The organism is Mangrovivirga halotolerans (assembly GCF_026241165.1).
In the GTDB taxonomy this organism is placed as follows: Bacteria; Bacteroidota; Bacteroidia; order Cytophagales; family Cyclobacteriaceae; genus Mangrovivirga; species Mangrovivirga halotolerans.
In genome coordinates, this window is the sequence record NZ_JAPFQN010000009.1 from 1 (window position 1) to 12,457 (window position 12,457).

Below are 12,457 nucleotides of genomic sequence, written 5' to 3' on the forward strand. Positions count from 1 at the left end.
AAGGAATGACAGAGGACTAATGCGCGAGATAGGTCTTGATTCCTTGCGCGTAACATAGTTCACCTCTGTCTTCCTTTAGAATAAATTATTAAGATTTATCTTTATTGTAAAGTAAAGGCAGCGTAACGAGGATGGATTTGAGATCAGCGTTTGCAACGCTGATATAGCTGTTTCAGGTATATATGGATTGCAAATCCATGGATAAGGCTTCGGAATTACAAATTCCAAAGAGCATTGAATAATTATGTTATATTATTTTATTTAAGAATCTTCATAATAAAAAGTAGCTGTTCGACATTTGCAATGTCGTACTATTATCATAGGATCTGTGATCCGAATTAATAGTGGAGACACAAGCATGCAGAGGCATTAATTAAGCAATAGAATTGCCCATCTCAAGCATCCTCGTTTCTCTTATGGTTTAAACGAGGACGATTGTTCTCTCCGTAGGTAGCAAAATTAAAAAGTGTTCCCATCGTCCTTGTTTAGCACAGGGTAACGAGGATGGATTTGAGGTCAGCGTTTGTAACGCTGTTTATTAAGATTCAAATATATTTAATTGTAATCGCGCTCTCGCTTACACTCTCACTCTTCCTTCTCACTCTCCTTTAGTCGCCATTCGATCCAAAATATCATGCAATTTACCCTGGCTGAGTAAGATCAGGTCTGCCACTTCTCTCAGTACGCCATACCCGCCTTTTGTTTCGCATCTGTAGTCTACATATTTATCCATATACGACGGGGCATCTTGAGGGGTAGCTGCCAGGCCAACCATAGAAAGTATTGGCAGGTCTATCACATCATCACCAATAAAACAGACTTCATCATCGGCAGCTTTGTGATCGAGCTTTATCTTTTTATAAATATCCAATTTATTTTTAGCTCCATGATAGTGGAAATCTAATTTTAATTCTTCACATCTGTTTTTAACAACCTTTGAATTTCTACCTGTAATAGCACCGACAGTAATATTAGATTCCTTTAAAAATCGAATTATTTGTCCATCGCGAACATGAAATCTTTTGTACTCCATTCCATCATTGTTGTATATAATGCCTCCGTCTGTCAAAACACCGTCAACATCAAATAATACAACTTTGATTTTTCTTGCTTTACTATAAATTGAATGGTTCATAATTTATTCTTTTGATGGAAAATAAGTAGTTTAACTCTTTATTAAAATCAATTCACTTTTTTAAGATGTATTAAATGAATATTTTGTGATACTTATTAAAGAGTTTACAAAAGCAAAATAGGTTTTTTTTGTTATTTGTTAATTCTTACGCAATTTAATGAGGGATCAAAGAACAATATGAACTGGCTAAGATTTTTTTTCGCTCTCGCTCTATGCCTTGCATGGGTATATTTCCTTTCAAATCCAATTTCATTAGGTGATACAAATGTCCCGCCTCCGGGAAAGATTATGTCTTTAAATGAAGGGTTCTGGCAAAATTCAGAGCCTGTGGATACTAATGAAAAAACAATCGAGATAAAGGTTGACTCTCTTAAAGGTACAGTTACAGTCGTTTATGACAGCTTGAATATTCCACATGTTTTTGCAGAGAATAGATATGATATGTTTTTTGCGCAGGGATATGTTACTGCGCGTGACAGGCTCTGGCAAATGGACTTTCAAGTTAGAGGTGCTGCAGGAAGAATATCCGAAATTGTTGGAGATATAGCATTGGAGTATGACCGGTCAATGAGAAGAAAAGGTCTGCCTTATTCTGCTAATAATGCGCTACAGGAACTGTTGAGAGATCCTGAAACAAGAGAAGCAGTACTAGCCTATACCTCCGGCGTAAATGAATATATATCTGAATTAGAAGAAAAGGATTACCCGGTAGAATATAAGATATTAAATTATGAACCGGAGGAATGGTCACCACTTAAAACGGCCTTATTACTTAAAATGATGGCCAATGATCTGGCTTACAGAAATAATGATTTTCAGTTTACTAACCTGTATAGTAAGTTAGGGAAAGAACTGTTCGATCTATTGTATCCTGAAAGACTGGAATCTGAAGATCCGGTAATCAATACGGATAGGAAATGGGATTTTGATGGATACAAATATAATCAATCAATGGTTGATTCGATAGTGAATATCTATCCTGAGAATATGCTGGATCAACCAGATAAAGATAATGGTTCAAATAACTGGGCTGTATCAGGCTCCAAGACCAAATCCGGTTACCCTATCCTGGCAAATGATCCACACTTAAAACTCAGGCTTCCGTCAATATGGTATATGATCCATTTGCAATCACCTGGGTACGATGTAATGGGAGCATCATTACCCGGAGCTCCAGCAGTGATTAGTGGATTTAACAGAAATATTGCCTGGGGAGTAACTAATGCACGTCGAGATCTAGTGGATTGGTATTCAATCAAATTCAAGAATAAGGAAAGAAAGCAATATTATCACGACGGAAAATATTATCCCACGCGGTCGAAGATTGAAACTATCAAAGTTAAAGGGAAGGACGACTACAAGGATACTGTAATTTACACCCATCACGGACCGGTAATGTATGATGATTCCTTTAAAGGAGATAGCTCAAGAATAGGTTTTGCGATGAAATGGATCTCTCATGAGAAAAGTAATGAGTTGAAAACATTTATTGAATTAAATGCTGCAACTAATTATGATGACTACCGGGAAGCTTTAAAGCATTATATATCACCGGCGCAAAACTTTGTCTTTGCATCTACAGATGGAGATATCGCAATGACTATTCAGGGTAAATTCCCTGTGAAATTTCCTGAGCAAGGTAAATTTGTAATGGATGGAACTTCCAGTGTTTATGACTGGTCAAATTATATTCCAATGGAACATAATGCTTCTTCATTAAATCCGGAGAGAGGTTTTGTGAGCTCAGCTAACCAGGTTCCTACAGCAGCTGATTATCCATACTGGTATTTAGCCGGTGATTTTGAGTATTATCGCAACAGGGTGATCAATGAGGAATTAACCTCAATGAATGACATCACTATCGATGATATGAAAAAGCTGCAGCAAAATAATCTCAATTTGAAGGCTAAAGAGATTTTACCCTGGTTATTAGACACTCTTGATCAGTCAGGTTTAAATGACAGACAAATGGAAGTGTACAATACCCTTAAGGAATGGAACTTCATGAATGATCCGGAACTCGTTGCCCCGGTATATTTCAATGTGTGGTATGATACACTTGATGATATGATCTGGAAGCCGGTTAAAGATTTTGATGGTCCGGTACAAATGCCTGAATACGGAGTTATTTCTTCATTGTTGAAAAACGGCACAATTAAGCCTTATCTCGATACATTTAATATAGCTTTAAATGATTCTATCAGGGCGAGTTTTATCCGATCAGTAACTGTTATTGACACCTTGATGTCCCAAAGAAATGACTCGTTAACCTGGGCTTCTTATAAAGATACCTATGCCCAACATTTAGTTCCTGCTTTTAAAGGTTTTAATGAAGAACATCTTAATATCGGGGGAGGTAGTAATATCGTCAATGCAACAAAGAAGAATCATGGTCCGGCCTGGCGAATGATCGTTTCACTGGAGCCGGGAAATGTCGAGGCACATGCCATTATTGCCGGAGGACAAAGTGGTAATCCGGGTAGCAAAGGATATAATGAGTACATTAGAGACTGGGCAATGGGTAAGTACTATCAGTTGAATTTTGCAGAGACAAAAGAAGAGTTGACAGGAAGTAAATTAGAGCTAAATATTAATCAGAATTAAGATGAAAACATTTGGAATGACCATATTAGTCGGCGTGCTGGTTTATTTTTTACACCCATTTCTGCCGTGGTATAGCCCGATGATTTTTTCAATAATCGTTTTCGCTGCTATTGAAATGAAATTGGGGAATGTTTTTGCTGCCGCTTTTTTTGGTTCTGTACTGGCTTCTTTGATCTTAACATTTCAGATAGATACCGCGAATGAAGCAATTTTAAGTAGCCGAATGGCAGGTATCTTTGATTTAACTTCCAGCATATATTTACATGTTATTACAGCTTTAATAGCCGGAATAAGTGGTATGCTTGGCGGTTTTCTTGGTTATTCTTTCCGTAGAATGCTCGTGAAGCGAAGGAAAGATAATTTGTATTACGGTGGAAGATAAGTTACTAAAAAAATGCATTTAATTTCTTAATACACCGCAAAGACGCAGAGATCGCGAAGGTGAATGCTAAACCATTCTAATACTATCCAACCAATCAACTATATAATGAATGAAAATCAACTTTCAAAAGTGGTTTTGCAAGCTGCAATTGAAGTTCATAAACAGCTAGGTGCAGGGCTTTTAGAATCAGTATATGAAAAATGTTTGATCTATGAATTGGAAAAAATAGGCTTAGAAGTTAAAAGTCAAATATTAGTCCCTATTTCTTATAAAAATGAAAAATTAGATTCTGGATTTAGATTAGACCTGTTGATTGAGAATAAATTAATACTAGAAATTAAATCAGTAAAAGAATTAGAACCTATTCATACTGCTCAACTATTAACATATTTAAAACTCACAAATCTGAAGCTAGGTTTACTTCTGAACTTTAATGTGCCATTAATGAAAAATGGAATAAAAAGAATAGTAAATCACCTTTAACGGTTAAATAATAAATATATTCCTTGCGACCTCATGAAGAATTTCATTCAGTCAGTATGAAAGCTTTCGCCTTTGGTTTTTTTATTCGTTCTGTAAATAAAGATTAATAGAGGATATGTCTGATCTTTAAAAAAATAGAATTATTTTTTTAATATACCGCAAAGGAGCAAGGGACGTTAAGATAGCTTCGCTATTAAATTGGATCAATAAAAATCTAGATAAGAAGAAATGGCTTCAGGCATTTCCTTTGCGAACTTTGCGCCTTTGCGGTGTGTTATTAATTTTATATTTGTTAAGATAGAATCAATGATTCATACCATTCATGTAAAAACCACCTCAATATTATCAATATTTCTTCCTGATTATTATTTTTAAGACTAGTTGAAAATTAAACCAAAACCAAAATAGAAATGAGGTCACACGAAATAGATTACGAGATCTTTGGAGAAGAAATGCAGTTTGTAGAGATCGAGCTAGATCCACAGGAAGCTGTTGTTGCAGAAGCAGGAAGTTTTATGATGATGGAAACGGGAATCCAGATGGAGACAATCTTTGGAGATGGTTCGAACCAGGATTCTGGGGTACTTGGCAAATTGTTTTCTGCAGGAAAGAGGTTGCTTACCGGTGAGAGCTTGTTTATGACTGCCTACCTGAACCAGGGAAGTGGAAAGAAAAAAGTAAGTTTTGCTTCACCGTATCCGGGACGAATTATACCAATTGATCTGGCTGAAAAAGGCGGTAAATTCATCTGCCAAAAAGATGCTTTTCTTTGTGCCGCGAAAGGAGTTACAGTAGGTATTGAATTTTCTAAGCGGTTAGGGCGTGGATTCTTCGGTGGAGAAGGTTTTATCATGCAAAAGCTCGAAGGTGATGGAATGGCCTTTGTACATGCAGGAGGAACAATTGTTAGAAAAGATCTTCAGGCCGGAGACGTACTTAAAGTAGATACCGGTTGTTTGGTCGGCTTCACTCAGACAGTTGATTATGATATCGAATTTATCGGAGGAATTAAAAATTCGATATTCGGGGGTGAAGGACTGTTTTATGCAACACTCAGAGGACCTGGTACCGTTTATATTCAGTCATTACCGTTTAGTAGATTAGCCTCAAGAGTATTTGCTGCAGCACCTCAAGGTGGAGGAAAACAAAAAGGAGAAGGTAGTATTCTGGGAGGTATCGGAAACCTGCTTGATGGAGACAATAACTTTTAATATAAATACTAATTAACAACCAATCATATCCCGGGCAGCATTGACCGGGATTTTTTTATGCTCCAAAGTTTTAAGATTGCAGCTGTTCGACATGTTCTGTAAGGCATATCGAACTAAAATATTTGCAATTTAAAATCGTATTCATCTATGATTTCAGATGCGCTGCGCTAACATCTGGAACAGCATCAGGCCTATTACATAGTTTATAATAAGTTTACTAAAAGCACTAAACAAACTCTACTCGTCATTTCGCTCGTCTAGTGCTGGTAGCCGAAAGGCGCACCTGCAAGGAGAAATCTGTTTGTGAAATCTATTAGGATATTTTTGATTTAAATCAAGAGTATCTTATTAATCTATAAATTGTTTAAATTTATTTTCACCAATTATACCAAGCAGCTGTTCGATATGTTCCGAAAGGCATGTCGAAATAAAATATTTACGATTTAAAATCACATTCATTCATGATTTCAGATGCGCTGCGTTAACATCTGGAACAGCATAAATTATAGTTATTTGGTTAGTAAGTGATTGGTTATCAATGTGCTTAACTCTAAAATGAAGAACCAGGATTTACATAGATTAAAAATAGATTAACAGGATTGCTCCTGAGACGAATAAAAAAACACACCGCAAAGACGCAAAAGTCGCATGGGAAAACAGCAAGCTGTTTATTTTTCACCACAGATAACACAGAGGACGCAGAGAATTGCTGACGCAATTTATTTACATCACGAGTTTAATATGACCTCTACAGTTCCAATTTAATTTAATGGTTCTCCACTCTCACTCCCACACTCACTCTGCTTTCGGGGGTCGATATTGTATTGATTCTTTGATCCTGACAAGTGATAGCTTCGTCATGGGCTTTTTGTTCTACCCTGACATTTATCGTCATGGGTTCGTTTCTTGGATGCTGACATTCGAAAGCATCGTCAGTATTTGTATCAAGACAAAAATGAAGAGGAGGAATGATTAGTAAAATTTAATAGAAGATTCAAAATTAAAAGAATAGGCAGTTTTGGTGAATTTTACAACCACGAAGAAAACTCATCCTATAATCTTTATATCCTATAAATCCTAGTTCAGACAAACAGCAGCTGTTCGACATGTTCCGAAGGGCATGTCGAACTAAAATATTTGCGATTTAAATCGCATTCATTTATGGTTCAAGATGCGCTGTGCTAACACCTGGAAAAGCATCAGGCCTATTACATAGTTTATAATGAGTTTACTAAAAGCACTAACCAAACTCTACTCGTCATTTCGCTCGTCTTGTGCTGGTCGCCGAAAGGCGCACCTGCAAGGAGAAATCTGTCTGTATAATGTACAGGTCTGTTTTTGGATTTGCTTTAAGAGTACCAATAACCAATAACTAATCTCAAATAACCATTAACTAATAACTCACCTTTGTACCCATTTTTCATTAATAATTAATAAGTTTGTCATTTGGTTAGAAGAGTGGGAGGTAAGTGCTGATTGGGAATTGCTTTTTACAGGAATAAATCGAAAGAATGAATCGAAAGAAAATTGTAGTAACAGGAGGCGCCGGCTTTATTGGATCAAACCTTACTGAAGCACTACTGGATGATGAGCGGGTATCAAAAGTGTTAGTCATAGATGACCTTTCTAATGGATATTATGAAAATATTGAACCATTTGAATCCCATCCAAAGTTCGAATTTCAGAAAGAAGATATCAGGAATTATGAGAAGATGGTAGAGCTTACTGCCGGATATGATGCAATTTCGCACCAGGCTGCATTAGGTTCGGTACCAAGATCGATTGAAAATCCCATGCTTTCCAATGAAGTTAATGTTGATGGAACCATCAATATCCTTCATTCTGCAGTTACAAATAATATTGACAGAGTAATCCTCGCCTGTTCTTCAAGCACTTATGGCGATAGTAAAGCATTACCTAAAGTAGAAGATAATATCGGAAAACCGCTAAGCCCATATGCAGTAACAAAATATGCAGTAGAGTTATACGCAGATGTTTTTAATAAGGCATACGGCTTGAATTTCATAGGATTCAGATATTTTAATGTATTTGGACCGAAGCAAAACCCGGATAACCCATACGCAGCGGTAATTCCTATATTTTGTAAAGCATTTATTGATGGAAAGCAGCCAACAATCAATGGTGATGGAAAAACCTCAAGAGACTTTACTTTTGTAGATAATGCAGTCCAGGCCAATATTAAAGGAATATTTACAGAAGATCAATCTGCCTTAAATCAGATCTACAATATGGCTTGTGGTGAACAAACCACATTAAGTGAAATGGTAGAGATGCTTCAGGAGATCACTGGAAAGGATATTGATGCTAATTATGGACCGGAGAGACCCGGAGATGTGAAACATAGTAAGGCAGATATATCAAAGATCACAGACAAATTAGATTATAGCCCAACTGTGAAATTCAGAGAAGGGTTGGAGAAGGTGTATCAATGGTATGAAGAGAAGTATTCTTGATTTGCCGGATCTTTATATGAAGATTTTCAAAAAACCTGCTAAATAATTATATTTCAATTAAAATACTGACGTTAGGCTTATTAGTATTTAAAGCCAAAATCAGTTAGATTTGCTCAAAATAAACTGCATGGAAAGATATAAGAATCCCGTAAAGATAACTGAAAATGTAATTTTAGGTGGCGATTCACCAGTGTTGTTGGCAGGCCCTTGTGCTGTTGAAAACTGGGATATTTGTGCTGAAGTTGCCGAGCACATGAAAAGGGTTACTGAAGAAACCGGATTCAGTTATGTGTTCAAAGCTTCTTATGATAAAGCAAACCGTACCAGTGCTGATTCATTCAGAAGTATTGGTGTGGATGAAGCATTGAGGATTTTACAGAGGATCAAGGATGAGTTTGATCTGCCGATCGTAACAGATATCCATGAAACTCATGAGGTAGCGCCTGTTTCAGAGGTTGCTGACATACTTCAGATCCCGGCTTTTTTATGCCGTCAGACCAGCTTATTAATGGAAGCAGGGAAAAGTGGAAAAGCAGTAAACATTAAGAAGGGCCAATTCATGGATCCGCAGGGTATGCAGTTCGCTGCAGATAAAGTAAACTCAATTAATTCAGATAAGGCATTTTTAACCGAGAGAGGTACAACTTTTGGTTATAATAACCTGGTTGTTGATGTGCGATCATTACCAATTATGAGGCAGTATGCTCCGGTAGTATTTGATGTGACGCACAGTGTACAACAACCGGGAGGACTTGGAGGTAGCAGTGGCGGGCAGCGACAATTTGCTCCATATTTAGCAAAAGCAGCCGCAGCTGCCGGGGTGGACGGATTTTTTATCGAGACTCATCCCGAACCATCAAAAGCATTAAGCGATGGACCTAATATGGTTCCATTAGCAGAGATGGCGAAATTTTTAACACAATTAAAGACCATTTGGTCATTGACTAACGAATAGATCCGTAAATGAAATTTTTTAATACGGCATTTTTATTTTTGATCATACTTACCAGCTCGTGTGTTACCAATAAAAAGGTGCAATACATGCAGCATGATGATGTAAATGTAAGGCAGCATTCACTGGCAACAGATACAGTGATACGTACTTATAACCTTCCTGATTATACTTATTTGATTCAGCCTGAGGATGTATTATCTATTAGAATCCAAAGTTTAACCGGTGAAGAATATGACTTTTTTGCCAGAGCTCAAAATCAAGGAAATCAAGGAGGAGCAACTCGAAATCAGAGTATGATCGGTGAATTGGTCGATCCGGAAGGTATGATCGATTATCCTGTAGTAGGGAGGATTAAAGTTTCCGGGAAAACAATTTTTCAGGTGCAAGATGAAATTAAAGAATTGGCTGCACAATATGTAGCTGAGCCTGTTGTGAGAATTCGCGTTTTAAATTTTAGATTTTCAATTTTAGGAGAAGTTGATAATGAACAGACGGTAACAGTACAAAATCATAGAGTATCCTTACCTGAAGCTATAGCATTAGCAGGGGGATTTGGTGAACTGGCAGATAGAAGTCAGGTAAAATTAATTCGATCTAATGGGGGAGAGACTAATGTGATTTATATCGATATGCTTAAAGAGGATATAATGACATCTCCTTATTATTATATTCATCAAGGAGACATTTTAATTGTTCCTCCACTAAGACAACGTCCAATGAGAAGATATTTCGGTCAGAACCTCGCATTATTTGTCTCTACTGTATCGGTTGTTTTATTAGCTCTTAACTTAATCAATTAAAGATACTGTGGCTGATATAGATTTTAAAGAGTTTGAAAGTGAACAATCCACTCCAGTGAAATCATCAGGAGGTGGCCTGCATATAGATATAAAAAGAGTTCTCTCCAGAGCCTTGAAATTCTGGTATATAATAATCTTATCTGTATTAGCAGCATTAACAATAGCCTACTTTATCAATTTATATACAGTAAGAATTTATAATGTAATTTCGTCAGTAATTATTAAAGAGACTCAATCTGAGTTAAATGGAGCAAAACTTTTATATAATAATCCATTTGTAAATAATTACAAAAACTACTTGAATGAATTATATATTTTACGTTCTTATCCACTGGTGAATCAAACACTTGAAAATCTTAATTTTGAAGTTTCAGTTTTAAGGGTGGGTGATTTTAAAACAAAAGACTTTCATAATAACTTCCCATTTGAATTTTATCTGGTGGGAAATAAAGAGAAGGCTTATGGTAAATCATTTAAGTTATTTCTGATTGATGATCAGCATTTTGGACTTGCCCCTAATAATGGAGAAGAATTAAGCAAAAAAGATCTCACCAAATTTAATATCGGTGATACAATAAAATATAGGGGGGTTAAGCTAATTGGGCGTAAAACAAATATATCTATAAGTTCTTACAAGAATATAAGTTATACTCTAAGCTTTAAAAAACCTTCAGAAATGGTTTGGGGATATGTTAAAAGGCTTAAAGTTGACTGGGCAGAACAAGGTAGTGGGGTGGTTGACATTTCAATGACCGGACCATATCCACATAAGGATATTGCATTTATAAAGGGAATTGTAGAGAATTATGTAGACTATTCTATACGGAAAAAGAGCCAGGCTGCTAGTAGGTCGATACAATTTATTGATGAGCAATTAGAAAATATCTCTGATTCTCTAGTGTTTTTTGAAGGACAATTAGAACGGTTTAAACAAAGTAATGGTATTACAAATTTGGATGCTGAAGCAGAACGAATTTACCAAAAAATAGACGATCTTGAATCCAGAAAAACTGAAATTATAGCCAAAGAAACCTATTATAACTATTTGGTGAAATATATAGAAAATGGAGAGAATTTAGACCAGATAATTTTACCATCTTCAGTAGGTATTGATGATGCTTTATTGACCAGTTTGGTGAGCAAGATTGTAGATATTCAGTTAGAAATGAACACGGCCCTAGTTAATGGAGGAGAAAAGAACCCGTTATATATCCAGGGTAAGCAAAGAATAAAAAATATTCAATCCAATATTTTAGAAAGTGTGCGTAATCTTAGACAGACTAATAATATTACTGTCAACCATTTAAATACTCTTATTTCAAGATTAGATAAAGAACTTTATAAATTACCAATCGCCCAACGGCAATTGATTAATATTCAACGAAATTATAATTTACTTGAAGGACTTTATACATACTTATTGCAAAAACGAGCTGAAGCAGGAATTTCAGTTGCTAGTACTACTGCTGATGTAGAGATGGTCAATCCTCCAATGCAAAGGGGTGGAGCAATAGTGCCCCAACCAACCCGTAATTATGCTGTAGCTGGAAGTATTGGATTAATTCTTCCATTAGCTTTATTCGTATTGCTTGAATTGTTAGACAATAAGATCCAATCTAAGGAAGATATCGATCGTATTACAACAATTCCGGTTATAGGAGGAATTGGTCATACCGACATCGAAGGATCTTTAGTAGTGGCTCAAAAACCAAAATCAGCCATTTCAGAAGCATTCAGGTCCGTTCGGACCAATTTAAATTATTTCATTGGTCAGAAGGATAAAAAAATTATTATGGTCACTTCTTCCATAGCAGGGGAAGGGAAGACTTTTACTAGTTTAAACCTGGCAACTATTATGGCCTATGCGGGGAGGAAAACAGTAATTATTGGTGCTGATCTTCGGAAGCCCAGAATATATGGGGATTTAAATTTATCAAATGATCAGGGTTTAAGTACATATTTGTCAGGTATGTCTGAACTGCAAAATGTTATTCAGGAATCTGAGATTGAAAATTTATTCCTTATTTCAGGTGGACCGGTACCACCAAACCCAAGTGAATTGTTAATGAGCAAGCAATTCGGTAGCTTATTAAAAGAATTACACCATGATTTTGATAATATCATAATTGATACACCACCAGTTGGAATAGTTGCTGATGCATTGGAAATTACTAAACATGCTGATCATACTCTTTATATAGTCCGGCAGGGTTATTCTCCAAAAAATGTGCTTAGAACCTCTCAGGAAATTTATGAAAAAGGATTGCTAAGAAATGTGAGTATCATACTTAATGATATTAGAAAAGGGGGTATGGGCTATGGCTACGGCTATGGTTATGGCTATGGTTATGGCTATGGTTATGGTTATAATAATAAGAAATCATCACAAGGCGGATATTACGAAGAATAGAAC

General features: G+C 36.2%; 10 protein-coding genes. 8 read left to right on the forward strand and 2 right to left on the reverse strand.

What is annotated here, in order from left to right; genetic code table 11:
• Nucleotides 1–598 precede the first annotated feature (598 nt).
• Complete coding sequence (locus OO013_RS14950; protein WP_266057728.1) at nt 599–1,135, reverse strand: KdsC family phosphatase; 537 nt, start codon at nt 1,133–1,135, stop codon at nt 599–601.
• Nucleotides 1,136–1,312: 177 nt separating this feature from the next.
• On the opposite strand from OO013_RS14950, the gene OO013_RS14955 reads away from it, so the two are divergent.
• From OO013_RS14955 to OO013_RS14970, 4 genes are all read left to right on the forward strand, one after another.
• The gene (locus tag OO013_RS14955) at nt 1,313–3,739 is read left to right on the forward strand and encodes a penicillin acylase family protein (protein ID WP_266057729.1); all 2,427 of its coding nucleotides are present in this window, start codon (nt 1,313–1,315) and stop codon (nt 3,737–3,739) included.
• Between the two features lies 1 nt (nt 3,740).
• Entirely contained in the window at nt 3,741–4,121 is a 381-nt protein-coding gene (locus OO013_RS14960) for a hypothetical protein (protein ID WP_266057730.1), read from the forward strand.
• A 105-nt stretch (nt 4,122–4,226) separates the two neighbouring features.
• Nucleotides 4,227–4,604: a GxxExxY protein gene (locus tag OO013_RS14965; protein WP_266057731.1), complete on the forward strand. Its 378-nt coding sequence runs from the start codon at nt 4,227–4,229 to the stop codon at nt 4,602–4,604.
• Nucleotides 4,605–5,014: 410 nt separating this feature from the next.
• Nucleotides 5,015–5,815 (forward strand): TIGR00266 family protein, encoded by an 801-nt coding sequence (locus OO013_RS14970; protein WP_266057732.1) that lies wholly within the window; start codon nt 5,015–5,017, stop codon nt 5,813–5,815.
• Nucleotides 5,816–6,581: 766 nt separating this feature from the next.
• Here the strand turns inward: OO013_RS14970 and OO013_RS14975 are convergent.
• Nucleotides 6,582–6,710 carry a hypothetical protein gene (locus OO013_RS14975; protein ID WP_266057733.1) on the reverse strand — a complete coding sequence of 43 codons (129 nt, stop codon included), beginning with the start codon at nt 6,708–6,710 and terminating at the stop codon, nt 6,582–6,584.
• Nucleotides 6,711–7,326: 616 nt separating this feature from the next.
• Between OO013_RS14975 and OO013_RS14980 the strand changes: the two genes are divergently transcribed.
• The 4 genes from OO013_RS14980 (at nt 7,327) to OO013_RS20305 (ending at nt 12,454) form a co-directional block, all read left to right on the forward strand.
• On the forward strand, nt 7,327–8,289 hold the full coding sequence (locus OO013_RS14980) for an SDR family oxidoreductase (RefSeq protein WP_266057734.1): 963 nt from the start codon (nt 7,327–7,329) through the stop codon (nt 8,287–8,289).
• Between the two features lie 127 nt (nt 8,290–8,416).
• Entirely contained in the window at nt 8,417–9,244 is an 828-nt protein-coding gene (gene kdsA, locus OO013_RS14985) for a 3-deoxy-8-phosphooctulonate synthase (RefSeq protein WP_266057735.1), read from the forward strand.
• An 8-nt stretch (nt 9,245–9,252) separates the two neighbouring features.
• On the forward strand, nt 9,253–10,044 hold the full coding sequence (locus tag OO013_RS14990; protein WP_266057736.1) for a polysaccharide biosynthesis/export family protein: 792 nt from the start codon (nt 9,253–9,255) through the stop codon (nt 10,042–10,044).
• Between the two features lie 7 nt (nt 10,045–10,051).
• A complete protein-coding gene (locus tag OO013_RS20305; RefSeq protein ID WP_266057737.1) occupies nt 10,052–12,454 on the forward strand; it encodes a GumC family protein in 2,403 nt (800 codons plus the stop codon).
• The last annotated feature ends 3 nt before the right edge of the window (nt 12,455–12,457 follow it).

Excerpts from the sequence above, each read along its gene's own strand:
- OO013_RS14950 (WP_266057728.1), bottom strand. The coding sequence starts at position 1,135 with ATGAACCATTCAATTTATAGTAAAGCAAGAAAAATCAAAGTTGTATTA.
- OO013_RS14955 (WP_266057729.1), top strand. The coding sequence starts at position 1,313 with ATGAACTGGCTAAGATTTTTTTTCGCTCTCGCTCTATGCCTTGCATGG.
- OO013_RS14960 (WP_266057730.1), top strand. The coding sequence starts at position 3,741 with ATGAAAACATTTGGAATGACCATATTAGTCGGCGTGCTGGTTTATTTT.
- OO013_RS14965 (WP_266057731.1), top strand. The coding sequence starts at position 4,227 with ATGAATGAAAATCAACTTTCAAAAGTGGTTTTGCAAGCTGCAATTGAA.
- OO013_RS14970 (WP_266057732.1), top strand. The coding sequence starts at position 5,015 with ATGAGGTCACACGAAATAGATTACGAGATCTTTGGAGAAGAAATGCAG.
- OO013_RS14975 (WP_266057733.1), bottom strand. The coding sequence starts at position 6,710 with ATGACGATAAATGTCAGGGTAGAACAAAAAGCCCATGACGAAGCTATC.
- OO013_RS14980 (WP_266057734.1), top strand. The coding sequence starts at position 7,327 with ATGAATCGAAAGAAAATTGTAGTAACAGGAGGCGCCGGCTTTATTGGA.
- kdsA (WP_266057735.1), top strand. The coding sequence starts at position 8,417 with ATGGAAAGATATAAGAATCCCGTAAAGATAACTGAAAATGTAATTTTA.
- OO013_RS14990 (WP_266057736.1), top strand. The coding sequence starts at position 9,253 with ATGAAATTTTTTAATACGGCATTTTTATTTTTGATCATACTTACCAGC.